The following is a 21,948-nucleotide window of genomic DNA, read 5'->3' on the forward strand; positions in this document are numbered from 1 at the left end:
CCACCCGGCGACGGGAGCCGCTCGATCGAGCACGTCATATCCCTCCTGCTGCCGGTCACCGACCAGTTCCAGCTACCGTGGGCGGGCGCCTCCAAACCTCGCGCCGTCGTCAGCGGGCCGGTACGGAGATGACCTCCCGGCTCGCGGACACGACGTCCTCCACGGTCACCGCCCTGGCGTCGGCGCCCTGGGCGAGAGCCCGGTGCCACGGGCGGTCCGCGGGAGGCCCCCACCGCGCGGGCGAGTCCGGCCCGAAGACGACCACCGAGGGGATCCCATACGCCGTCGCGAGATGGGCCACCCCGGTGTTCGCGCTCACCACCAGGCGGGCGCCGGCCACCAGGGCGCACTGCTGCCGCATGGACGTGCGCCCGGCCAGGACGCGGTGCGGGGCCAGCCCGGCCTGAGCCGCGACCAGCAGCGCCAGAGGGCGCTCGTGCCGGCTTCCCGTGACGACGACCCGCAGCCCCTCGGCCTCCATGGCCCTCGCCACCTCGGCGAACCGCTCGGGTGGCCAGCGCCGCGCCGCGTCCCTGGCGCCCGGATGGAGCACCACCGCTCCCGGGGCGGGATTCTGGATCAGCGGCACGGGAAGCGCCAGGTCGGCCGGGTCCACGCGCGAGCCGTACCAGCGGACGAGCCTGCACCACCGCTCGACCTCGTGCTCGTGCTCATTCCAGCGGGGACCCTTCAGCCGGGGGAAGGACGGATCGGCGAAGGCCCACAGCCGCCGCGGCCGCAGGTCCATCAGCAGGTGGTGGCTCCTCGGCCCGGGACCGTGCATGTTGACGGCCACGTCGGGCCTGCGCGCGCTCCAGGCGAGCCCCTCCAGGCCGGTGATCGGGACCAGCCCCTCCACCGCGCCGGTCAGCAGGGCCAGATCCCTCAGCTCCGCGGGCGCGGCGAGCACGACGTTCAGCCCTCCACGGCGCAGCGCGCGCAGCGCCGGCACGGCGGTGAGCAGCCCGCCGACACCGAGCGCGCGCAGCACCAGGGCGATGGTCATCGTCCCGGCGCCCGGTTCACGACGCCTTCCTTCGGGCGGGCACGCGGCCGTTGGCCGCGATGACCTCCTCGTAGACGGCGCGGGCGCCGGCGCAGACCCGGGCCCGGTCGGGTCCAGCGCTGCCGGAGCCGGTGCGCGAAATCGGGCACCCACGGCAGGATGTCGTCCTTGGGAATCGGCGTCGCGGGCCCGGCGGGGCCGTGCACCACCGACACGCCCGGCCCGAACGGCACCTCCTCCGGCGCGTGCGGGTCGTCCCTGCGGGTGTGCACGGTGACCTCGTGCCCTGTGCGGCCAGCTCCCGGGCAAGGGCCGCGACATGGACGTTCTGGCCACCGGAATCAACGCTTCCGAGCGTCGCGAGCGGGCTCGCGTGCTCCGACACCATTGCCATCTTCACCGCGTCTCCTCCAAGTGAGCGACCGCATCGCGGCGCGATCGCCCGGTCCCGGCGGAGAAGGCCGGAACGAGCCGAGCCGCGCCTGACGACCTCGCAGAACGTGCGCGGGCCGGCATGGGTGCGAGCGGAAACAAATCGCGACGCCGTTGGGACGGCGAGCGCGGTTCGCGAGGTGCACGGGGGACAGGGTGCACGAGTGTTCACGTCGCCGCCGGCGCGGTCCGCGCGTGTTCCGCGTCGACGGGGCTCGGTGTTCGCAGAGGTCTGCGTCCTACCACACTTGCTGTCAAGGCAGCGTTCTATCCTGAAAGGGCAGTACCAAACCTCCCCGGTTTCGCCACCCGCACGACGGGCATGGCGAGACCTGTCAGTCGATCGGAGGGGGGTAGACGATGTCCCACGAGGCTTCACATGACGTCGCCCCGCATCACGACGCTCCGCACTACGACGCTCCTCACTACGTGGCCGCCCGCGTGCAAAGGGCGCTGGCGGCGGACGAGCGGACGTACGAGCTCGGGATACGGGTGGACATCAGAGGTGACCAGCTCTTCCTGCGGGGCGAGGTGGAGTGCGAGGAGCGCCGGCATCTGGTGGCCGCCGTGGCCGGGGAGACCGCGCCCGGGCTGAAGGTCCACAACGAGGTCACCGTGGTCGAGGTCAGGGGGCCGGGAGAGGAGGAGACCCTGTGAAGATCAGAGTCGCGGCCGTCGGAGACGTCCACCTTGGCGAGGATCTCCGCGGGAGGTACCGCGGGAGGCTGGACGGCATCGGGGAACGGGCCGACGTCCTGCTGCTCGCGGGTGATCTCACCCGGCACGGCACGCCCGAGGAGGGCAGGGTCGTGGCCGACGAGTTCCGGGATCTGCCGATCCCGGTGGTCACCGTGCTGGGCAACCACGACTACCAGTCCGACGCCGCGGACGAGATCGTAGAGGTGCTGCGTGACGCGGGCATCCAGGTGCTGCAGGACGAGTCCACGGTCATCGAGTGCGGCGACCTGCGGCTCGGCGTGGTGGGTGGCAAGGGATTCGGCGGAGGCTTCGCCGGTAAGTGCGCGAGCGAGTTCGGCGAGCCGCAGATGAAGGCGTTCGTCCGGCACACCAGGGAGATCTCCGAGCTCTGGCACAAGGCGCTGAAGGGCCTGGACACCGACCACCGGGTGGTCCTCAGCCACTATTCGCCGGTCAAGGACACCCTTGCGGGCGAGCCGCTGGAGATCTACCCCTTCCTCGGCAGCTACTTGCTCGCCGAGGCGGTCGACGCCGAGGGCGCCGACCTGTTCATTCACGGGCACGCCCATTCCGGCGTGGAGAAGGGCCTCACCCCGGGTGGGGTGCGGGTCCGCAACGTCGCGCTTCCCGTGCTGCGCCGGGCCTACGCCGTGTACAGCCTCGGCGCGGAGGATCCTGAGGTCTGATCGGCCGGTGCGGGCCGTGCGGTCTGATCCCGCTGTGACCGCGGGGGGGGGGGGGGGGGGGGGGGGGGGGGGGCCCCCCCCCCCCGCCCCCCCCCCCCCCCCCGGGGGGGCTCGCCGGTCCGCCGACCGCGGTCACACGGTCATGGATGAAAGATGCTGACGCCGCCGGGGCCGACCAGAAGCCCGACGACGATGAGGACGATCCCCCAGAGGAGATCGCGGCGAGCCAGGATGACGTAGATCCCGGCGATGACGAGAACGACGGCGATTAGCCAAAGAAGTGTACCCATAGGCATCCCACTGCCCTGACAAATGCCCCCTTAACGTATCCCCGGATCAACTCTTCCCATGGCCCGGGCAATGCCGTTCACTCATCGCTCCAGGGACGCCGGCCTCTGCGGTGAAGAGAGACCAGGGGCTGGACGAACCACAACCAGGCGCTCAGGCCCGCCACCCCGCCCGCCAGCAGCGCCGCGGGCAGGACGCCGAGGAACGCCTCCACGACCAGCCCGGTCGAGCAGGTCATGGAGACGGCGAGCGCGATCCCGCCCACGACGCCGAGCCGGTTGGCCCGGTGGAGCATCAGCTCCTTCAGCGCACTGCGGAACAGAACCCGGTGCTGCGTCGCGGGCGCGATCAGGCAGATGGAGGCCACCGCGGCGCTCAGCATCGCCACATAGAACAGCCACCGGCCGGCCTGGTCCACCTTGCCGAAGCCCGTGGAGAACGGAAGGGTCAGCAGGAAGGCGAACAGCACCTGCACGCCCGTGGCCGCCACCCGCAGGCCCTGGAGCAGCTCGCCGAGCTCCCGGTCGACCCGTTCCTTGTGGCTCTCATCGGGCTCCGCCTGAACTCCGCCGCCGGCCGGCTCGTGCCTGTTCACGTCGCTCAGCGCCACTGCTGGGTCCTGCCTCTCTCGCGCCGGTGCGCCCGCGCCGCCCGCCTCCCGACGAACAGCACGGCCCCGAGCGCGACATAGGACAGCAGGCCCATGAGCAGGGTCAGCCAGACGATGCCCGCGACGCCCGCCACCACCGTGAGAAGGGTGCATGCGGCCAGGCCGAGGGTGGCGTAACCGAGCCACTTGCCGTAGGGGTTCTCCTGCAGCGCCTTCAACGACGTGCTGAGCGAGATCTCCGTCATCACTCCTCCTCCTGTCCTTCGTCCTCTTCCCGCCGCGGGCTTCCCTCCGCGGATCGCATCAGCCGCGCGTACGCCAGCTGGAGCCAGTCGGAGATCGCGACGGCCGACATGGTGGCCCCGGCGAGACGGGTGACGCCCGGAGCCCAGACCATCCCGGCGGCGTAGGCGGTGGCGACCCACTGCGCGATGCAGAAGGGGCAGGTCACCAGCTCGCCGATGGCATGCCTGATGCCGTGGCCGCGAACCTCCTCCCTCAATTCGGCGGGACCGCTCACCCCGGCGTACCGTGTGAAGGGTGCCCGGAGCGGGCTGGTGACCGGGTCCTTCGTGAGCGTTCGGGAGAGCCGGTGCGTGCTCAGACCCATCAACAGCAGATCCATCACGGCCACTCGCTCAGGCGGCCGGGCGCCGGTCAGCTTGCCCAGCGCCACCAGCCCGGCCACCGCGCCGCCGTAGACGCCGAGGACGCGCAGGTAAGAGCCGAGCGGCCGATCAGAACCGCTCTCGTAGGCCCGTTCCTCCTTACGCAGCTTGCTTGTGAGATTGTTCGTCATAGGTCGGCGCCTACCCTCGAGGGCCGAGACCATGCCGGACGTTTGTCCTGGGACGAAGCGGGTACGGAAGATCTTCAGCCATCGCTCGTATGGGGGTGAGCCTTGGGAAGTCACACGCATGAGGTCACCGACGCGATCATCGACACGCTGAAGCGTGCCGGATCCGCCCTCAAAGCAGAGGGAGTGCGGTTCGCACTCGCCGGAGGATGCGCGGCGTACGCCAGGGGAGCGGCGCCGTCACTGCACGACGTCGACTTCGTGCTCGTCGAGGAGGACGTGCCTCGCGCGCTGGAGACGCTCAGGGGAGTCGGGTTCCACACCGCGAAACCACCGGAGGACTGGCTGGTCAAGGCCTTCGACGAGGAGGACAGGCTCGTCGACCTCATCTTCAGGATCGAGGAACGGCCGATCACCCAGGCGATGATCTCCCGGGCGGACATGATCAACACGGCGGCGCTGAGCCTTCCCGTCCTCGACGCGACCGACCTGGTGATCTCGTGGATCCTGCCGATGTCGGAGCACAGCTGCGACTACGGGTCGATCCTTCCGCAGGTGCGCGCGCTCAGGGAGCAGGTCAACTGGGACCAGGTCGCCATCGTGGCCTCGACCTCGCCGTACGCCTCGACGTTCCTCACCCTCCTCGACCGGCTCGGCGTCGCCTGCCCCAAGCCGCCCCCCGAGGACGCCGACACCCGCTGGCCCTGACACCCGGGCCCCGCCCCCGCCGGCTCTGACACCCGGGCCCCGCCCCGTCGGCACCGCCGCACGGCACGGGAACGGGTGTCAGGGCCGGCCCTGGTCACGCGGAAGGCCGCGCCGGATCCGGCGCGGCCTTCCGTTCGTCCTGGATGTTCCCCTTGCTCGGGGTGACGGCCTAGAGGGTGCCCGGCCCGAAGGGGAAGCGGCCGTAGTAGTCGCCGACCCGGCTCCGGTACGAGGGCTCCTTGTAGCTCGCCTCGTCGAACTCCGGAGCGTCCTTGATCTCCTGCTTGGTCCGGCTGACGAAGACCTTCTTCTCCTGCGGGTCGATCTGGGTGACCGTGCTCGCGGGGAGCATGACCTTCTTACCGAAGATCCACGGTCCGGTGTCCACGATCAGGTAGCTCTCGCCGACCTCGTACGTCGCGTCGTCCACCGAGCCGATCTTCCCATCGGTCGCCTCGACGTGGTATCCGACGACGTCGAAGCTCTGGTGGGCTCCGGTGACGGTCGGGCTGTAGCTCCAAAGATCCTGCTGCATCTTCTCGTTCTCCCCTCGATTGACTTCGTCGGGACTCTCCGCCCTACCCGCCCACTGCCCGCGAAACGTCGATGTGCGGACAGGCCCGTGTCACCCGAAGGTAAGTACGCCCCATGACGACCCGTGACCCGCAGGTCGCCGGTGGGACGACACCGGGGCGGATGTCACGGGCACCCCCGAATTACCGCTAACCTAGACGTGGTCAGGCGCCGCTAGCTCAGTTGGTTAGAGCAGCTGACTCTTAATCAGCGGGTCCGGGGTTCGAGTCCCTGGCGGCGCACCACGGCAACGGCCGATGACCTGGGCATTCTTCACTTGACGGAGGGTGCCCACAGTCATTTCCGGGCCTGTGCGGGGTCGTTGTGGGTCTTCCGCCGGCTCTGCTGCCAAGCAGGCCTCCCGTCATCCTGGTAAATATCCTACTATTCATGTAGGAATAGAGGTCATCTGGAAAGGGGCGGCATGCCCAAGGCGTAATCGTCATCGAGGTGACCGCGTGAGTGAGCCGCATCCGCTGGACAACCCCGCCTGGTCGTCTCTGACCGGGCCGCACGCGCACTTCGCCGAACGGCGCGGCAACGTGCTCCGCTACCCCGTCGACGTTGCCCCGTTCATCGCGCTCCCCGAGAAGCCGGAGGCCGCCGACTGGGAGGAGGTCGAGGCGATGGCCGGTCCGGGCGCGCTGATCCCGCTCGCCGGGATGATCGGCCCGCCGCCGAGTGGGTGGGAGGTGATCACGAACGGGAAGGGCGTCCAGCTCGTCGACGACGGCGTGGCCGCCCGGCCGGATGGTGAGGCGGTCCGGCTGGGCGCCGAGGACGTGCCGGAGATGCTGGCCCTCGTCGAGCGCACCAAGCCGGGGCCGTTCCTGCCTCGCACGGTCGAGCTCGGCACCTACCTCGGCATCAGGCGCGGAGGCGTGCTGGTCGCGATGGCCGGTGAGCGGCTGCACCCGCCGGGGTGGACGGAGATCAGCGCGGTCTGCACCGACGAGGCGTTCCGCGGCCAAGGGCTCGCGACCCGGCTGGTGCTCGCCCTCGCCGCCGGCATCCGGGACCGGGGGGAGACGCCCTTCCTCCACGCGGCCGCGACCAACACCGGCGCCGTCCGCCTGTACGAGTCGCTGGGGTTCCGGCTCCGCCGCACCGTCACGTTCCTTTCCGCGCGCGTCCCCGGGCAGGTGCCGGTCGCGTGAGCGTGGCGCCGGCCGCGTTTCAGGGGCGGGCGGTGGAGGCGGTAGGCGCGGCCAGAGCGGCATTTATTTCATATGCCTGGAATGCCACCATGACCTGCCGGAACGCGCGACGGCGGCGTCGGGGCCAGAAACGGGGCGCATGGGTGCCGTAGAGGTGGGCATTCTTCCCGGGGCCCCTCGAGACGAAATTCCAAGCGCCAAGGGCGTGATCGTCGCTCTCGAGTGGGTAGGGCAGCACACCCTCTCGTGTCCCCGCCGGTCCGGCGGGACGCGGCAAAGACGAATCAGATGGAGGACATGGTGACGCCACCCAACCCTGACAAGCCGAACGAAAGACTTTCGATCGGACCGGGCGGGCCACGCTGGCGTATCTCAGGCTCATCGATCTTCGCCGCCGGTGTCGTGCTGCTGGCGTCCGGCGGCGTGGGAGTGGCCGCGGCGTCCGCGGCCTCGCCTGTTTCCCCTCCGGTGGAGACCCCGACCCCCACGGCCACGATCAGCGAGACCCCCACCGGAACCCCGACGGAGACCCCCACGGTGCCTCCCACGGAAACCGGGACGCCCACTCCGACCCCCACGCCGACCGCCACCGCTCCGGCGGCGCCTGCCGTGGCGCCGTGGGCGTTCGTCGGCACGCTGCACGGCGAGTTCATCGTCCCGACGAAGGACCGCTGCGCTTTCCTGACCGTGTTCGCCCAGACGGGCCAGGCGACCACCGTGGCCGACGATTCGATCACCGTCCGGAGCGAGGACGGGTACGAGAAGGCGTACGCGATCAGCGACTCCACCCGCGTCATCGCGGGCCGCCGGGGCAACGACGAGATCAAGCAGGGAGACTGGGTCTCGCTGACCGCCTCGGCACAGGGCGACCCGGCGGCGGCCGGCTACATCGTGGACCTGTCGCGCCCGTCCAAGAAGTACTGGCCGGGCAAGGGCTGGTGGCCCGGGAGTTACTTGCGGCCGAGCCAGACCAATTGGCGCACCCCCACGCCGTGCCCGACGCCGTCCCAGACGCCCACCGTGACCCCCACGGTGGTCCCGACCGTCACACCGACCGAGACCCCGACCGAGACCCCGACCGTCACGCCCACCGAATCGACGACGCCCACGGCGGAGTCCACGCCCACGGTGACCGAGACGATCACGGTCACCCCGACCCCGGCCCCTTGAGCGAGGCCTAGGCCACGACGCCCGCGGCACGGCACCACCGCGCCGCGGGCGTGCGGCCGAGGAAGAGACCGTACCGAGTGCCCGGCGCGCGGACCGGCGGATACGCGGCGAGGACGCCGGGATTCACGGGAAAGGCCATGGGTAGGGCTGGACTGAGCACGAAAGCACGCTGGGTGAGGCGGCCGGGCCGTATGGAGCGCAATTTCAAGATCCGCCCTCTTGGCGGAGCGGCGGGATGCCTGACGATGATCATCATCTCCGTCGTGCTGTCCGTGCTGCTCACGGTGCTGGTCAACGTGCTCTTGCGGTGAGCCGGTACCACAGGGCGAACCAGGCGGCGAGGACGACCAGCCCGCCCACGGAGCCGGCGTACATGATCACGTTGTACAGCCGGCGCACCGGAGGCGTGCGGCCGATCAACAGGCGGAGTCGCAGTCGCAGTCGCACTCGTCGGAGGCCTTCTGGCCGGCTGTGTCGGTCTGCGCGCTCGTACTGGTCTTCGCCTTCTTCGACGCGGCCTTCTTCTTGCCCTTGCCGGGATTGATGATGATGACCTGCAGGTTGATGTTGCACACCTTGGCGTGCTTGCACAGGGCGTTCTGGATGCCGGTCGCGCCGCCCATGGTGTCGGACGAGGTGTGCTGGTAGCCCTGGTTGCTCGTGGGGCTGCGCACGGTGACCAGGTTGTTGTTGCGGGTGCCGTTCCCGACGCGGCCGTCGTCGCCGTCGCCGTCGTGCGGGCCTCTCGCCATGCGCGAGGCCTCGGCGCTCGCCGGGAGCGGCGCGACGCCCTCGATGAGGACGAAGGACGCCGCCGCGCCCGCGAGCAGGCACAGAGCGAGCGTGGCTCTCGTGAGCGTTCGGCCGTCGTGCTGACGCGTCATAGTGTGTCGCCCCCTGCTGCGTCGCCATGGATCCCGGGCAGGCAGGTCCAAGATCCAGACCGGAGGCTCAGCGTATCGCCGGAGGCGGCCGACACCCCGTCTCCCGCGAACGGCGAGTGGCAGCCATTACCGCATCATTGCCATGGACGGTATGAGAAACGCACAGGTCATCGCCTGTCGGAGGCCTCATTGGAGACCCGGATCTTCTGGAATATCGTGCAGCGGCGGTGCTTCTTCTTGCACATGGCCGCCTGGGTTTGGGTGTATCCGCCGATCACCGTGTTGGACACGGCCTGCAGGCCGTCGATAATCGTGGGGCTGTTGAGCGCCGCGTAGTTCTTGTTGCGCCTGCCGTTCCCCGCACGCATGTCGTTGGGGCCGTGATCGCCGGTGGTGGCGTTCCACGCGGGCGCGTGACGCTTCGCCATCGCCTCGGCGGCGGCCGGCGACTGCGTGACCGCCGTCCACGTCAGGACGGCGAGCAAGGTCAGCGGTACGCCGACGACCACGCCGGTGAGTGAGCGGTCCGCACGGTGACGAGCCATGGTGCCGCACCTGCCTTTCCAGGTCATACGGTGGCGGATGCCACCGGGGCCGGACATCGGCAACGTGAGCCTCCTACCCCGCTCAGGCGTCCAGGTCCTGCTCCGGAGCTCGCGCACCGCATGTCTTTGGTCACTCTTTGTCACGCCCTCGTGCAGGAGTGCGGGCGATGGCGGGGTCCTGAACGTGACCGGGACCGGCGTTGTCGCCGAGCCGCATGGACATATCTCCCCTGAACGGGAACACCGGCCGTGCCGGAAGCGGTTCGGCTGGGTGGGACCGAACACGGGGAGTGTGAGCGGGTGGCGGACAGCCGAACATCGAAGCGGGTGCTGGCGGGCGCCGTCGTGGCGGCGGCGGGATGGGCACTACGGGATGTCCCGGCGGAGCTGGGCGCGCGGCCCCTCCGGACGGGCGAGCGGCGGGCCGCTCGGATGCGAAGATCGCCGCAGTTCAAGGACGGCGTCTTCTACAACTCCATGCCGGGCCGGACCGAGGTGCCGGTCGTGCCGCCGCCGAACCTCGTGCGCGAGCTGATCACCGGAGGGGAGAAGCGCCGGCCGCCCGGCACCGTGCCGCTCCTGACACCGTCGGTCGTGCCGCCCTCCCCGGACGGGCTCAGGGTCGTCTGGTTCGGTCACGCGTCGACGCTGGTCGAGATCGAGGGACGGCGCGTCCTGTTCGACCCGGTGTGGAGCAAGCGGGTCTCGCCCTCCCAGCTGGTCGGACCCAAGCGGCTGCACCCGGTGCCGGTGGCGCTCGGCGCGCTGCCGCCTGTCGACGCGATCGTGATCTCGCACGACCACTACGACCACCTCGACCTCGCGACCGTCCGCGCGCTCGCCCGCACCGGCTCCGCGCCGTTCCTCGTGCCGCTCGGCATCGGCGCGCACCTGGAGAAGTGGGGCGTGCCGCCCGAGCGCGTCATCGAACTCGACTGGGAGGAGGACGCGCAGGTCGCCGGGCTGCGGTTCACCGCGACCGCGGCGCGGCACTTCTCCGGGCGCGCCTTCACCCGCAACGAGACGCTGTGGGGATCGTGGGTGGTCGCCGGCGCCGGCCGCAAGGTGTTCTACGCGGGCGACTCCGGCTACTTCGAGGGGTACGCCGGGATCGGCGCCCGGCACGGGCCCTTCGACCTGACGCTGATGCCGATCGGCGCGTACAGCCCCGCCTGGCCGGACATCCACATGAACCCGGAGGAGGCGGTCAACGCCCACATCGACCTCGGCGGGAACCTGCTGCTGCCCGTGCACTGGGCGACGTTCACGCTCGCACTGCACCCGTGGGCCGAGCCGGTGGACCGGCTGTGGCGGGAGGCCAAGGCGCGTGATGTCCGCATCGTCGCGCCCCGGCCGGGCGAGACCGTGGACGTCGAAGCCTCCCCGGCGGTGGACGGCTGGTGGGAGACCCTGATAAGGGGGTGATGTGGACCTCTCCGACGCAGCGAGCGAGCTTTACGGTGTCGCGCCCGAGGATTTCGTGGAGACGCGGAAGCGGCTGGCCGCCGAGGCCAAGAAGGCGGGGGACGCCGACCTGGCCAAGCGCGTCGGCGCGCTGCGCCGCCCCACCGTCTCGGCCTGGGCGGTGAACCGGCTGGCGCGTGCCGCCCCGGACGAGCTGGGCGAGCTGCTCGACCTCGGGGCCGACCTGCGCTCCGCCTGGGAGACGGGCGGGCAGCTCGGCGAGTTCGACCAGCGGCGTGGCGAGCTCGTGGCCCGCCTGGCCCGTACGGCCCACGCGCTGGCACAGGACGCGGGACGGCCGCTGCGCGAGGCGGCGGCGCGCGAGGTCGAGGAGACGCTGCACGCCGCGACGATGGATCCGGCGGTGGCGGAGGAGGTCCGTTCGGGGCGGCTGGCGCAGCCGCGCAGTCACGTCGGGTTCGGCCCGGCCGGAAGCCTCTCCGGGCTCACAGCGCCACCATCCGGCGGGAGCGCCCCGGCCGCCGGCACCGGGCGGCCGGCTGACGGGCGGCGAGCGGGACGCCGGCCCGCCGGCGAGAGGAGGCAGGCCGGCGGCGAGAAGCAGCCTCGCGACGTGGCGAAGGAACGCGAGGAGGCCCGGCGGCGGGAGGAAGAGGAGCGGCGCCGGCGGCTGGAAGAGCGGGCGGCCTCCGCCGCCGCGCAGGCCGTGGAGGCCGAGCGGGCCCTCGCCGAGTGGGAGTCGGAGGCCGGCGAGGCCGAACGGGCTCGCGCCGCCGCGGGCGAGGAGACCGAGCGGCTGCGCGAGGAGGTCGAGCGGCTCCGGCGGGAGCTCAACGCGGCCCAGGAACGACAGGAAGGGGCCGCCAAGCGGCTGCGCGTGGCAGAGCGGGAGCGCGACCACGCCGCCCGCCGGGCCGCCGAGGCCCGCCGCCGTTCGGACGAGGCCCGCTCACGGCTCTGACCTCGGGTCCGTCCCGCCGGGCGGACAGGTTCGGTGTCCGTCGCCGAGGCGGCGGCGCCCTCGGCCTCGGCCGCCCCCGCGAGCGGAGGGCGGGCCGGGTTCCCGGTCACATCTGCAGGCGGCGGTGGCTGGAACCGTGCCACTCGACGAGCAGGACGGTGGCGTCGTCCTGCAACTGCTGGTCGTGGTACTTCAGTATGCTGCGGATGAGCCGGCGCAGGGTCTCCTGCACGGGAAGGCCGTCCATGGCGCTGCGGATGACGAAGTCGGCGAAGCGGGCGAGGCCGAACTCCTGGCCGTACCGGTTGCGGGCCTCGGTGATGCCGTCGGTGTAGAGCAGCACGAGGTCGCCGGGTTCGAGCTGTTCGCTGCAGGCCACCAGAGGCAGGCCGAGCTCGAGGCCGAGGGGATGGGACGGCTGGCATTCCAGCGTCGTCACCCAGCGACCGCCGCGGATCACCACGGGGGGATGGTGACCGCAGTTCACCCACGTCAGCTTCCCGGTGGGGATGTCCAGGTCGGCGAGGATCGCCGTGGCGAAGCGCGGCTCGGAGCCGAACTCCTCCAGCAGGGCTTCCTCGACCGCCTTGACGGTAGGGAGGAGGCCCTTGCCCTGGTGACGGTTGCTGCGGCAGGCGGCGATGGTGAGCGAGGCGGTCAGCCCGGCCGAGGCGTCGTGCCCCATGGCGTCGAGTATCTCCAGGTGAAGGGTGTCGCCGGTCAAGCCGTAGTCGAAGGCGTCCCCGCTGATGTCGTAGGCCGGCTCGAGGGCCGCCGCGATCACCACCTGGTCGTTGGCGAAGCTCATTGCCGGCATCAGGTTCCACTGCATCTCCGCCGTGACGCTCATGGGCCGTGTCCGTACCAGCTCGGCGTAGCGGTCGCTGTGGCCGCGCATGCTCACCACGAGCAGCGCCAGGGTCGAGGCCAGGCACCGGAGGTCGTCGGGGGTCCGCTCGGTGATCTCCGTGGCGCTGACGCGGATCACGCCGAGGCGTTCGGTGCCGTCCAGCATCGGCACCCACCACCAGTCCGGCCGGCCGCCGGCCCCGAGCTTGGCCAGGGTCTGGACGTGCTGGAAGGCCTTTCCGGCGAGGGTCCCCTCGATCCGCAGCTCGGTGGGCTGTGGGGCGGTGGTCTCGGGCGGGGCGAGGAGGTGGAGCGCCTCCTGCTGGAGATCCGCCAGGTAGATCAGCACATCGTGGAAGCCCGCCTTGGGCCCGAGCTCGGCGAGCAGCCAGGGAAGCCTCTCCAGCGTCGACAGGTGGCTGGCCTGGATGAGCTCGGCTACCAGCTCGGCGCCACCCAAGGAGAGCTTCATCGCAGTGCGTTACCGGCCGCGTGGTGCGGTGGACGTGTCGAGCCTCGCCGGGCCACGACCGTGTCCGGCGGCGGACCACCTCAGCGTGATCACATCGGCCGCGGTCCTCGACATGACGCGCCCCCTGTTCCTCATGCATCGAATTCCCTACCCGGCGTTAGGCAGCGGAAGGGACATCCAGCGCAAATCTTGGTCACAGGTATGGCACGCGACCCTTCGCGGGCAGAGGCGCGACCGTTCGCGGGCAGAGGCCGGAGCGGCCCCTTACTCCTCGCTAATCCCGCGCTCCGTAGACATGGTGCTTGTCCACCGGGCACCGGGCCCGAGGGCGGAGGAGGAGGACGAGATGACTGTCCGGCGGCTGGCCATGGTGATCGCAGCGCTCCCGGTGCTCGCGTTGGCCGGATGCGGGGGTACGGCAAAGGACACGGGCATCGCCTCGGTCGCGGGCAGGGGGTCGAGCGGGGCGGCCCCCTCGGCGTCGCCGACGACGTCCAGCGACCCGCTGAAGTTCGCGCAGTGCATGCGCGAGCACGGGATCGACATGGAAGACCCCAAAGACACTGGCGACGGCAAGGTCTCGCTCAGGATCAATACTGGGGACAAGAACAAGGTGGAGGCGGCGCAGAAGGTCTGCGGCAAGTACATGCAGCGGGGCGGAGGACGTCTGAACGAGGACAACCCGCAGACGCGCGACGCGATGCTGCAGTTCGCGCGGTGCATGCGCGAGCATGGCGTGGACATGGCCGACCCCAAGCCGGGGGAAGGCCTCACGGTCCCGAAGGGCACGAACCCAAGGGCGGGGAAGTTCGAGGCCGCGCATAAGGCATGCGAGAAGCACCTCCCCGGCGCGAGCCCGGGTAAGTGACCGATTCCCCGGCGCCGTGCGGCGGCATGGTCATCGTGCGGCGGCGGGGACCCGTGCGATGGCGGGCGGGCGCGCGGCCATGGGGAGGCGCACGGTGACGACCAGGCCGCCTTCCGGGCGGGGCGAGGCGTCCACCTGACCGTCGTGCGCGGTGACGATGGCCTGGACGATGGACAGCCCGAGACCCGAGCCCTGCGCCGAGCCGACGCGCTCGCGCAGCCGGTGGAACGGCTCGAACAGGTCCGCCACCTCGTACAACGGGATCACCGGACCGGTGTTCTCCACACGGACCGTGACGTCACCGGCCTCGGCGGTCACCTCGACCTCGACCAGACCGTCCTTGACGTTGTACTTCAGCGCGTTCTCCACCAGGTTGAACAGGCAGCGCTCGATGAGCACGGGGTCTCCGGCGGCCACCGCCGGGGACAGGCGCCGGTCCATGGTGATCCGCCGCCGCCGCGCGGTTGGTTCCAGCGATTCGATCACTCCGAGTGCCACCTCGTCCACGGTCACCGGCCTGCGGGCGACCAGCTCGTGCTCGGATCGCGTGAGCAGCAGCAGCCCTTCGATCAGCCGCTCGTGCCGCGCGTTCGTGCCGAGCAGCGCCTTGGCCAGGCGCACGAGGTCCTCGGAGGCGTCCGGCTCCTCCAGGGCGACCTCCAGCAGGGTGCGGTTGATCGCCAGCGGGGTGCGCAGCTCGTGCGAGGCGTTCAGCACGAACCGTCGCTGGGTGTCGAAGGCGCGCTGAAGCCGGTCGAGCATGGCGTCGAAGGTGTCGGCGAGCCGCTTGACGTCGTCCTTGGGCCCGGCCAGCGCGATGCGCTCGTGCAGGGTGCTCTCCGAGAGGCGCTCGGCGGTCTCGGTGACGCGGTGCAGCGGGCGCAGCGCCCGGTCGGCTACCAGATAGCCGAGGACGATCGCGAGCGCGCCGGTGGCCATCATGATGATCGCCGAGTTCTGGAACAGGTCGCTCAGTACCTGTTCCTTGCCCTGCTGCACCTGCGTGATCAGGTCCTCCTTGTCCTTGATCGCGATCATCGCGGGTTTCGGCGTCGGGCCGGGGAAGGGGAGCCCCGCCGGGGCCGACCCCATGACGAGCTCCCGATTCAGCGCGCGCGCCGTGAGCAGGTAGGTCACCCACAGCAGCACGGTGCCGGCCGCGAAGAACAGGCCGCTGTAGATCGCGGTGAGCCGGGTCCGCAGCCCGACCCCGCCCCACCACAGCCGGAGGCGCCGGCCGATCATCGGTCACCTCCGGCGCGGACCGCCGCGGACCGTGCGGCCGGGTCTCCTGCCGCTGGAGACCGTGGCACCGGGGACGGTGCCGCCGGGGACGGTTCCGCTGGGGACGCCAAGGACGGTTCCGCCAGGGAGGGGTCTCCCAGGCGGTATCCGGCTCCGGGCACCGTCTCGATGACGTCCGGCTCGCCCAGCTTCCTGCGGAGGGTGGTGATCGTGACGCGCAAGGCCCCTGTCCCCGATTCGATGTTCTCGTCCCACGCGCGCGCCACCAGCTGCCTCGGCGTCACCGTGGCGCCGCCGGACCGCATCAGCTCGGCCAGCACGGCGAACTCCTTGCGGGTGAGCGCGACCGGCTCCCCGTCCCTGTCCACCGCGCGGACCGCCAGGTCCAGCCGCAGGCCCGCCCGTTCCAGGACGGCGGGACGTACCGGGGCCGTCCTGCGGGCGAGCGTGCGGATCCGCGCGACCAGTTCGGTGAAGGCGAACGGTTTGGCGAGGTAGTCATCGGCCCCGAGCGAGAGCCCCTCGATCCGGTCGCCGACGCGGCCGGCGGCGGTCAGCATGAGCACCCGGCCGGTCGAGCCCGCGGCGGCCATCCTGCGGCACACCTCGTCACCGTGCAGCTCGGGAAGGTCACGGTCGAGCACGATCACGTCGTAGTCGGTGTGACCCAGCCGTTCCAGCGCCTCCATGCCGTCATAGGCCACGTCGACGGCGATCGCCCGGCGCCGCAGCCCGTGGGCGATGGCGCCGGCGAGTTCGTCCTCATCCTCAACGACGAGCACGCGCATCTTCCCGTCCCCTTTCGGTGGTCTGGGAATGAGACGGACGACTGACCAGCGTGACTCAGCCGGCGTTAGCCACCGGTAAGCGTCCGGAAGGCCCCTCCGCGCTGGCACCGCCTTATCCGCCGCTAATCGGCGCCTCGTTAGAAATCCACTCATGCTGGCGGGCGTACGTCCCGCGGCAAGGAGGTGACACCTTGATGGGAGCTCGACGCCTGGCCGTCGTGTCGGCCGGGATCGGCGTGACCGTCATCCTGGCGGGGGCGGCCACGGCGGCTGTGGTGATGAACGCGGGCACCGGCACGGCGGCGCCGTCGAAATCGGCGGCGCGGCAGACGGCCGAGATCACGCGGGGAGACCTGGTCGACTCGACCTCGGTCGACGGCACACTGACGTACGCGGGGGAGCGCCGGGTCTACGCCGGAGCCGCCGGTACGGTGACCGCCGTCGCCCGCGAGGGGGCGACCGTCACCCGCGGCCACGCGCTGCTGAAGGTGGACCGCAAGCCGCTCGTGCTGATGTACGGCACGGTCCCCGTCTACCGGACGATGCGGCGCGGCGTCGTGGACGGCCCGGACATCCGGCAGCTGGAGGCCAACCTCAAGGCCCTCGGCTATGGGGACGACATGACGGTGGACGGTGAGTTCACCTATGCCACGGAGCTCGCCGTCCAGGAATGGCAGGACGACAGGGGGCTGGAAGAGACCGGCGCCGTGGACGCGAGCCAGGTGGCCTTCCTCGACGGCCCGGTACGGGTGTCGGCGGCGGACGTCGAGGTCGGCGACGCCGCGGGTCCGGGCACGCGCGCGCTCACGGTCACCTCGACCCGCCGCACTGTGCACGTGGACCTCGACACCGACCACCAGGGCATGGCGAAGAAGGGAGCGGCGGTGACGGTCGAGCTGCCCGGCGGGCGGCAGGTGAAGGGGACGATCAGCGACGTCGGCACGGTGGCGACCTCCTCCGGCCAGGAAGGCGACCCGGACAGCGGCGGTGCGACCATCGACGTGGAGATCGCGCTGAAGTCGGCGAAGACGGTCGGGCGGCTGGACCAGGCGCCGGTCTCGGTCAACATGGAGAGCGAGCGGGCGAAGGACGTGCTGTCGGTGCCGGTCGAGGCGCTGCTGGCGCTGGCCGAGGGCGGCTTCGGCGTGGAGGTCGTCGAGGGATCCTCCTCGCGCTACGTCGCGGTCGAGACGGGGACGTACGGCGGCGGGCGCGTCGAGATCTCCGGCCCCGGGCTGGCGGCGGGGATGAAGGTCGGGGTGCCGGGCCGGTGACCGCCATCGTGGAGCTCACCGACGTCCGCAAGGTGTACGCGGGGCACGTGGAGGCGCTGCGCGGGGTGAGCGTGGTGGTCGAGCCGGGGGAGCTGCTGGCCATCGTCGGCCCATCGGGATCGGGCAAGTCGACGCTCCTGCACATGATCGGCACCCTGGACCGGCCCACGTCGGGCAGCGTCCGCATCGCCGGATACCAGGTCGGGGACCTGTCGGACCGGGAGCTGTCCGCGCTGCGGGCCCGGCGCCTCGGGTTCGTCTTCCAGCAGTTCCATCTGGCACCGGGGACGACCGCGCTGGACAACGTGGCCGACGGGTCGCTGTACAGCGGCCGTCCGCTGCGCGAGAGGCGGGAACGGGCCGCCGCCGCGCTGGAACGCGTGGGACTCGGGCACCGGCTCGGGCACAAGCCGCACCAGCTCTCCGGCGGGGAGCAGCAGCGGGTCGCCGTGGCCCGCGCGGTCGTCGGCGACCCTCCGCTGCTGCTCGCCGACGAGCCCACGGGCAACCTGGACTCGGCGGCGGGGGCGGAGGTGCTGGAGGTCCTGCGAACGCTGCACGCCTCCGGCACCACGGTGGCGATCATCACCCATGACATGGAGATCGCGGAGCGGATGCCCCGGAGGGTACGGGTCAGGGACGGCCTGATCGCCGCCGACGACGGCCCCGCGTCCGCACGCCTGACCGGTGTCCGGACGAGTGAGGGGAGCGGCCGGTGAACGGCCCGATGACCGATGGGCGCGCGGACGGGACAGGGGCCGCGCGGGGGGACGGCACGGCGGGGGACCTGCCCGTGGACGAGACGGGAGGCGTGACGGAGGACGGCGTGGCGAGGGACGGCATGACGGGGGACGGCGTGGCGAGGGGCGGCGCGACGGGGGACCGGCGCGCGGATCGGCGCAGGAAGGGGCCGAGCCGGTTGGTGGCCGCGCGGCTGGCGCCCCGTGACGTGCTGCGGGTGGGTGCGGCGGGTCTGCGCACCCGGCCCGCCCGGGTCGTGCTGTCGGCGCTCGGTATCGCGATCGGCATCGCCACAATGGTGGCCGTCATCGGCATCTCCTCCTCCTCCAAGGAGCAGCTGCTGCGCGAGCTGGACCGCCTGGGCACCAACCTGCTCACCGTCCAGCCCGGCCAGACCCTTTTCGGGGACGACGCCAAGCTGCCCGAGGAGTCGCTGGAGATGGTCCGGCGCATCGGCTCGGTGACCACGGCCGGCGCGACCGGCAAGATCGACGCCACCGTCCGCAGGACCGACCGGATCTCCGAGGGGGTCACCGGTGGCATCGCCGTACAGGCGGCCGAGGAAGGACTGGCCGCCACGCTGGAAGGAACCGTCCGGAAGGGGACCTGGCTGAACGCGGCCATCGCCCGCCGGCCGGCCGTGGTGCTCGGGTCGGTCGCCGCGCAGCGGCTCGGCATCGACCGCGCGGGGCCGAAGGTCTGGATCGGGGGCCGCTGGTTCACGGTGGTCGGGATCCTCGACGCGATGCCGCTGGCACCGGAGATCGAGCGCTCCGCCCTGGTGGGCTGGCCCGCGGCCGAGCGGTACCTGGGCTTCGACGGGCATCCGACGACGATCTACGAGCGGTCGGCGGACGCCGCGGTGGAGGCGGTCGGGAGCGTGCTGCCGCGCACGGTGAACCCGGAGAACCCCGACGAGGTGCAGGTGAGCCGGCCGTCGGACGCGCTCGCGGCCAAGGCGGCGGCGTCGGGGGCCTTCACGAACCTCTTGCTCGGCCTCGGCGCGGTGGCGCTGCTGGTGGGCGGGGTCGGCGTGGCCAACACCATGGTGATCTCGGTGCTGGAGCGGCGGCGGGAGATCGGGCTGCGCCGCTCGCTCGGAGCGACGCGGGGCCAGGTGCGGCTGCAGTTCCTCACCGAGTCGCTCCTGCTGTCGCTGCTGGGCGGGGTGGCGGGCACGGCGCTGGGCGCCGGGGCCACGGCCGTGTATGCCCTGACGAAGGGCTGGCCGGCGGTGGTGCCCCCGTGGGCCATGGGGGGAGCGCTGGTGGCGACGCTGCTCATCGGCACCATGGCCGGGATCTACCCCGCGATGCGCGCCGCCCGGCTCGCTCCCACGGTCGCGCTGGCAGGTACGTGAGGCGCGCGCGACCGCCGGGAGAAAGGTGTCAAACGGCTGACGCGGGTAGGCGTTGAACCGGGGTACGCATGGAGGTGAGCCTTCATTCGTCCCGCGTGACCAGTCCGGTCGGGTGTGGCGACCTCGGAAGCAGGGCGCGCACGCCGACCGGCCGTGCCGAACAAAAGGGGACACCGCGATGCAGAAGTTCTCTCTCGTGGCCTTGGCCAGGCAGCAGTTGGAGCGCGCGACCGACTCCTCCGGAGGGCACGCGGCCGACACGGTCGTCGGCGGGCACGAACGCGTCCTGCGGCAGACGGTCCTCGCGCTCACGAAGGGCACCGAGCAGAGCGAGCACGAGCCCAACGGAGAGGCGACCCTGTTCGTGCTGTTCGGACGGGCGCGCGTGGTGGCCGGCGAGGTGTCCTGGGAGATCTCCGCGGGCGACCTGCTCCTGGTCCCCGACACCCGCCACCGCGTAGAGGCCCTGGAGGACTCCGCCCTCCTCCTGACCGTCGCCATACCCCGCTGACCGCCCCCGCCGCACTCAGGCGCCGTGGGCGGTGGGGGGATTGCTAGTGTTTTTGGGGATTCGTCAGGTGTGCCGGGAAGTCTGGTCGGCGACTTCCTTTGATTGCCCGCCGACATCCCGGGAGGTCCGCCGGTGACCGCGATCGCGGCCGTCGTCATCTTCGTGGTCGCCTACGTCCTCATCGCCACCGAGCGGATCCACCGTACGGCGGCGGCGCTCGGCGGCGCGGGGCTGATGCTGCTGATCCATGCCGTGGACGGCCGGTCGGCGTTCTTCTCCGAGCACTCGGGCATCGACTGGAACGTCATCTTCCTGCTGCTCGGCATGATGATCATCGTTGGCGTGCTGAAGCAGACGGGCGTGTTCGAGTACGTCGCCATCTGGGCGGCCAAGCGGGCCAAGGGTAGGCCGTTCCGCCTGATGGTCATGCTCGTCCTGATCACTGCGGGCGCCTCGGCCCTGCTGGACAACGTCACGACCGTGCTGCTGATCGTCCCGGTGACGTTCCTGGTCTGCGACCGGCTGGCGCTCCCGGTGGCGCCGTTCCTGATCGCCGAGGTCATGGCGTCCAACATCGGCGGCACCGCCACGCTGGTCGGGGACCCGCCGAACATCATCATCGCGAGCCGGGCCGGGTTCACCTTCAACGACTTCCTCGTCCACCTGGCCCCGTTCATCGCCCTGCTCCTGGTCGTCTTCGTGGGCCTGTGCCGGTGGCTGTTCCGTGCCTCGTTCGTGTACGACCCCGGGCGCGCCGTGCAGATCATGAAGCTGAACGAGCGGGAGGCCATCCAGGACCGGCGCCTGCTGTGGCAGAGCCTCTCGGTGCTCGCCGTGGTGATCGTCGCGTTCGTGCTGCACCCGGTGCTGCACTACGAGCCCGCCGTCGTCGCGCTGCTGGGCGCCGGCCTGCTGCTCGCCGCGACCAGGGTCACCGTCGAGGAGGCGCTCCAGGACGTCGAGTGGGCCACGCTGGTGTTCTTCATGGGCCTGTTCGTCATGGTCGGCGCGCTGGTGGAGACCGGCGTCATCGGCCAGGTCTCGCAGGCCGCCGCCTCGGCCACCGAGGGCAGGCTGCTACCGGCCACGATGGGCCTGCTGGGCGGGTCGGCCGTGCTGTCGGCGATCGTGGACAACATCCCCTACGTCGCCACCATGAGCCCGATCGTCGCCGACCTGGTCCACGCGAGCGGCCCGCCCGGCGAGGTGCTGTGGTGGGCGCTGGCCCTCGGCGCCGACCTCGGGGGCAACGCGACCGCGGTCGGCGCGTCGGCCAACGTGGTCGTGCTCGGCATCGCCGCCCGCAACAACGTCCGCATCAGCTTCTGGGAGTTCACGAAGTACGGCCTGGTCGTCACCGCCGTCACGGTCGGGCTGGCGGCGCCGTACCTGTGGCTCCGCTATCTCGCCGGTTAGGCTCGTTACGGGTGAAGGAGGTCTTCGGTGCACGCGCGCGATCTCGTGTCCGGCTTTCCCACGGTCACGGCCGACACCTCGGCGGTGGAGGCGGCCCGCCTGCTGGCCGAGCAGGACCTGCCCGGCCTGATCGTCGTCGGCGACGACGGCAGGCCGCTCTGCGTGCTGCCCGGCACGCAGGTGCTGCGGCTGGCCGTGCCGCGCTACTGCCAGGACGACCCGGCGCTCGCCCGCGTCATCGACGAGAGCCAGGCCGACCTGTTCGTGCGCGCGCTCGGCGGACGCACGGTGCGCGAGTGCCTGCCCGAGCAGCCGCGCGAGCTGCCGATCACCGACCCGGACGCGACGGTGCTGGAGGTGGCCGCGCTGATGGCCCGCACCCACAGCCCTCTGGTCGCCGTCGTCGACGGCGACCGGCTGCTGGGCGCGATCACCCTCCAGACGCTGCTCCACCGCGCGCTGGCCGTCTGAACCTCGGTCCGGC

The 21,948-nt window shown here is 71.4% G+C and carries 25 protein-coding genes, 1 tRNA gene and 1 pseudogene; 15 read left to right on the plus strand and 12 right to left on the minus strand.

The features are described 5' to 3' along the window. Positions 1–109: 109 nt before the first annotated feature. Positions 110–1,006 carry a glycosyltransferase family 9 protein gene (locus MYF83_RS01385; protein WP_248958267.1) on the minus strand — a complete coding sequence of 299 codons (897 nt, stop codon included), beginning with the start codon at positions 1,004–1,006 and terminating at the stop codon, positions 110–112. A gap of 792 nt (positions 1,007–1,798) precedes the next feature. Here MYF83_RS01385 and MYF83_RS01395 point away from each other — a divergent pair. Together MYF83_RS01395 and MYF83_RS01400 are read left to right on the plus strand one after the other, a co-directional pair. Next, positions 1,799–2,095, plus strand: a complete 297-nt coding sequence (locus MYF83_RS01395) for a BON domain-containing protein (RefSeq protein ID WP_248958268.1) — start codon at positions 1,799–1,801, stop codon at positions 2,093–2,095. Continuing rightward, the gene (locus MYF83_RS01400) at positions 2,092–2,823 is read left to right on the plus strand and encodes a metallophosphoesterase family protein (RefSeq protein WP_248958269.1); all 732 of its coding nucleotides are present in this window, start codon (positions 2,092–2,094) and stop codon (positions 2,821–2,823) included. The genes MYF83_RS01395 and MYF83_RS01400 overlap by 4 nt, the downstream gene beginning before the upstream one ends. A 140-nt stretch (positions 2,824–2,963) precedes the next feature. On the opposite strand, the gene MYF83_RS01405 is transcribed toward MYF83_RS01400, so the two are convergent. The 4 genes from MYF83_RS01405 to MYF83_RS01420 form a co-directional block, all read right to left on the minus strand. Then, positions 2,964–3,113, minus strand: a complete 150-nt coding sequence (locus MYF83_RS01405) for a GPGG-motif small membrane protein (protein WP_189166679.1) — start codon at positions 3,111–3,113, stop codon at positions 2,964–2,966. 77 nt (positions 3,114–3,190) lie between these two features. Further along, positions 3,191–3,721, minus strand: coding sequence for a DUF6328 family protein (locus MYF83_RS01410; RefSeq protein ID WP_248958270.1), 531 nt, complete (start codon positions 3,719–3,721; stop codon positions 3,191–3,193). Next, positions 3,712–3,966 carry a hypothetical protein gene (locus MYF83_RS01415; protein ID WP_248958271.1) on the minus strand — a complete coding sequence of 85 codons (255 nt, stop codon included), beginning with the start codon at positions 3,964–3,966 and terminating at the stop codon, positions 3,712–3,714. Before MYF83_RS01415 ends, MYF83_RS01410 begins: the two co-directional genes overlap by 10 nt. Further along, entirely contained in the window at positions 3,966–4,520 is a 555-nt protein-coding gene (locus MYF83_RS01420) for a DUF1360 domain-containing protein (RefSeq protein WP_248958272.1), read from the minus strand. Before MYF83_RS01420 ends, MYF83_RS01415 begins: the two co-directional genes overlap by 1 nt. Positions 4,521–4,622: 102 nt before the next feature. Here MYF83_RS01420 and MYF83_RS01425 point away from each other — a divergent pair, with 102 nt between their 5' ends. Next, positions 4,623–5,225 carry a nucleotidyltransferase family protein gene (locus tag MYF83_RS01425; protein WP_248958273.1) on the plus strand — a complete coding sequence of 201 codons (603 nt, stop codon included), beginning with the start codon at positions 4,623–4,625 and terminating at the stop codon, positions 5,223–5,225. 169 nt (positions 5,226–5,394) lie between these two features. Here the strand turns inward: MYF83_RS01425 and MYF83_RS01430 are convergent, their stop codons facing one another. Continuing rightward, positions 5,395–5,760 carry a PRC-barrel domain-containing protein gene (locus tag MYF83_RS01430; RefSeq protein ID WP_248958274.1) on the minus strand — a complete coding sequence of 122 codons (366 nt, stop codon included), beginning with the start codon at positions 5,758–5,760 and terminating at the stop codon, positions 5,395–5,397. A 206-nt stretch (positions 5,761–5,966) separates the two neighbouring features. Here MYF83_RS01430 and MYF83_RS01435 point away from each other — a divergent pair. The 3 genes from MYF83_RS01435 to MYF83_RS01445 all read left to right on the plus strand — a co-directional run bounded on the left by MYF83_RS01435 (position 5,967) and on the right by MYF83_RS01445 (position 8,125). Next, positions 5,967–6,043 (plus strand) — tRNA-Lys (locus tag MYF83_RS01435). Positions 6,044–6,256: 213 nt separating this feature from the next. Further along, complete coding sequence (locus tag MYF83_RS01440; protein ID WP_248958275.1) at positions 6,257–6,955, plus strand: GNAT family N-acetyltransferase; 699 nt, start codon at positions 6,257–6,259, stop codon at positions 6,953–6,955. 288 nt (positions 6,956–7,243) lie between these two features. Beyond that, positions 7,244–8,125, plus strand: a complete 882-nt coding sequence (locus MYF83_RS01445; RefSeq protein WP_248958276.1) for a hypothetical protein — start codon at positions 7,244–7,246, stop codon at positions 8,123–8,125. 291 nt (positions 8,126–8,416) lie between these two features. Here MYF83_RS01445 and MYF83_RS01450 read toward each other — a convergent pair whose 3' ends face one another. The 3 genes from MYF83_RS01450 to MYF83_RS01460 form a co-directional block, all read right to left on the minus strand. After that, positions 8,417–8,572 carry a hypothetical protein gene (locus tag MYF83_RS01450; RefSeq protein ID WP_248958277.1) on the minus strand — a complete coding sequence of 52 codons (156 nt, stop codon included), beginning with the start codon at positions 8,570–8,572 and terminating at the stop codon, positions 8,417–8,419. After that, a complete protein-coding gene (locus tag MYF83_RS01455) occupies positions 8,542–9,009 on the minus strand; it encodes a hypothetical protein (protein WP_248958278.1) in 468 nt (155 codons plus the stop codon). The genes MYF83_RS01450 and MYF83_RS01455 overlap by 31 nt, the downstream gene beginning before the upstream one ends. A 167-nt stretch (positions 9,010–9,176) precedes the next feature. Continuing rightward, entirely contained in the window at positions 9,177–9,554 is a 378-nt protein-coding gene (locus MYF83_RS01460; protein WP_248958279.1) for a hypothetical protein, read from the minus strand. Positions 9,555–9,854: 300 nt separating this feature from the next. Here MYF83_RS01460 and MYF83_RS01465 point away from each other — a divergent pair, with 300 nt between their 5' ends. Then, entirely contained in the window at positions 9,855–10,979 is a 1,125-nt protein-coding gene (locus tag MYF83_RS01465) for an MBL fold metallo-hydrolase (RefSeq protein WP_248958280.1), read from the plus strand. A gap of 1 nt (position 10,980) precedes the next feature. Next, a complete protein-coding gene (locus tag MYF83_RS01470; protein ID WP_248958281.1) occupies positions 10,981–11,940 on the plus strand; it encodes a hypothetical protein in 960 nt (319 codons plus the stop codon). A gap of 106 nt (positions 11,941–12,046) precedes the next feature. Here the strand turns inward: MYF83_RS01470 and MYF83_RS01475 are convergent, their stop codons facing one another. Next, entirely contained in the window at positions 12,047–13,261 is a 1,215-nt protein-coding gene (locus MYF83_RS01475; protein ID WP_248958282.1) for a PP2C family protein-serine/threonine phosphatase, read from the minus strand. Positions 13,262–13,607: 346 nt separating this feature from the next. Between MYF83_RS01475 and MYF83_RS01480 the strand changes: the two genes are divergently transcribed. After that, positions 13,608–14,129 carry a hypothetical protein gene (locus MYF83_RS01480; RefSeq protein ID WP_248958283.1) on the plus strand — a complete coding sequence of 174 codons (522 nt, stop codon included), beginning with the start codon at positions 13,608–13,610 and terminating at the stop codon, positions 14,127–14,129. 30 nt (positions 14,130–14,159) lie between these two features. Here MYF83_RS01480 and MYF83_RS01485 read toward each other — a convergent pair whose 3' ends face one another. Together MYF83_RS01485 and MYF83_RS01490 are read right to left on the minus strand one after the other, a co-directional pair. Further along, on the minus strand, positions 14,160–15,374 hold the full coding sequence (locus MYF83_RS01485; RefSeq protein ID WP_248958284.1) for a sensor histidine kinase: 1,215 nt from the start codon (positions 15,372–15,374) through the stop codon (positions 14,160–14,162). Between the two features lie 137 nt (positions 15,375–15,511). Beyond that, positions 15,512–16,162, minus strand: a pseudogene (locus MYF83_RS01490) (response regulator transcription factor); the annotation flags it as partial. Between the two features lie 194 nt (positions 16,163–16,356). Between MYF83_RS01490 and MYF83_RS01495 the strand changes: the two are divergent. The 6 genes from MYF83_RS01495 to MYF83_RS43555 all read left to right on the plus strand — a co-directional run bounded on the left by MYF83_RS01495 (position 16,357) and on the right by MYF83_RS43555 (position 21,935). Beyond that, entirely contained in the window at positions 16,357–17,436 is a 1,080-nt protein-coding gene (locus MYF83_RS01495; RefSeq protein ID WP_248958286.1) for a peptidoglycan-binding protein, read from the plus strand. Positions 17,437–17,441: 5 nt separating this feature from the next. After that, entirely contained in the window at positions 17,442–18,155 is a 714-nt protein-coding gene (locus MYF83_RS01500) for an ABC transporter ATP-binding protein (protein ID WP_372500075.1), read from the plus strand. Continuing rightward, positions 18,152–19,537, plus strand: a complete 1,386-nt coding sequence (locus MYF83_RS01505; protein ID WP_248958288.1) for an ABC transporter permease — start codon at positions 18,152–18,154, stop codon at positions 19,535–19,537. The genes MYF83_RS01500 and MYF83_RS01505 overlap by 4 nt, the downstream gene beginning before the upstream one ends. Before the next feature lie 178 nt (positions 19,538–19,715). After that, positions 19,716–20,048, plus strand: a complete 333-nt coding sequence (locus MYF83_RS01510; RefSeq protein WP_248958289.1) for a cupin domain-containing protein — start codon at positions 19,716–19,718, stop codon at positions 20,046–20,048. Positions 20,049–20,180: 132 nt separating this feature from the next. Then, a complete protein-coding gene (locus MYF83_RS01515) occupies positions 20,181–21,464 on the plus strand; it encodes an ArsB/NhaD family transporter (protein WP_248958290.1) in 1,284 nt (427 codons plus the stop codon). Between the two features lie 27 nt (positions 21,465–21,491). Then, a complete protein-coding gene (locus MYF83_RS43555; protein WP_248958291.1) occupies positions 21,492–21,935 on the plus strand; it encodes a CBS domain-containing protein in 444 nt (147 codons plus the stop codon). The last annotated feature ends 13 nt before the right edge of the window (positions 21,936–21,948 follow it).

The organism is Sphaerisporangium perillae (genome assembly GCF_023276435.1).
In the GTDB taxonomy this organism is placed as follows: domain Bacteria; phylum Actinomycetota; class Actinomycetes; order Streptosporangiales; family Streptosporangiaceae; genus Sphaerisporangium; species Sphaerisporangium perillae.

Bases quoted from the DNA above. Each gene is read 5' to 3' on its own strand.
- MYF83_RS01405 (WP_189166679.1), bottom strand. From the start codon at position 3,113: ATGGGTACACTTCTTTGGCTAATCGCCGTCGTTCTCGTCATCGCCGGG.
- MYF83_RS01460 (WP_248958279.1), bottom strand. From the start codon at position 9,554: ATGGCTCGTCACCGTGCGGACCGCTCACTCACCGGCGTGGTCGTCGGC.
- MYF83_RS01415 (WP_248958271.1), bottom strand. From the start codon at position 3,966: ATGACGGAGATCTCGCTCAGCACGTCGTTGAAGGCGCTGCAGGAGAAC.
- MYF83_RS01480 (WP_248958283.1), top strand. From the start codon at position 13,608: ATGACTGTCCGGCGGCTGGCCATGGTGATCGCAGCGCTCCCGGTGCTC.
- MYF83_RS01455 (WP_248958278.1), bottom strand. From the start codon at position 9,009: ATGACGCGTCAGCACGACGGCCGAACGCTCACGAGAGCCACGCTCGCT.
- MYF83_RS01385 (WP_248958267.1), bottom strand. From the start codon at position 1,006: ATGACCATCGCCCTGGTGCTGCGCGCGCTCGGTGTCGGCGGGCTGCTC.
- MYF83_RS01510 (WP_248958289.1), top strand. From the start codon at position 19,716: ATGCAGAAGTTCTCTCTCGTGGCCTTGGCCAGGCAGCAGTTGGAGCGC.
- MYF83_RS01430 (WP_248958274.1), bottom strand. From the start codon at position 5,760: ATGCAGCAGGATCTTTGGAGCTACAGCCCGACCGTCACCGGAGCCCAC.
- MYF83_RS01475 (WP_248958282.1), bottom strand. From the start codon at position 13,261: ATGAAGCTCTCCTTGGGTGGCGCCGAGCTGGTAGCCGAGCTCATCCAG.
- MYF83_RS01420 (WP_248958272.1), bottom strand. From the start codon at position 4,520: ATGACGAACAATCTCACAAGCAAGCTGCGTAAGGAGGAACGGGCCTAC.
- MYF83_RS01485 (WP_248958284.1), bottom strand. From the start codon at position 15,374: ATGATCGGCCGGCGCCTCCGGCTGTGGTGGGGCGGGGTCGGGCTGCGG.
- MYF83_RS01395 (WP_248958268.1), top strand. From the start codon at position 1,799: ATGTCCCACGAGGCTTCACATGACGTCGCCCCGCATCACGACGCTCCG.
- MYF83_RS01445 (WP_248958276.1), top strand. From the start codon at position 7,244: ATGGAGGACATGGTGACGCCACCCAACCCTGACAAGCCGAACGAAAGA.
- MYF83_RS01495 (WP_248958286.1), top strand. From the start codon at position 16,357: ATGGGAGCTCGACGCCTGGCCGTCGTGTCGGCCGGGATCGGCGTGACC.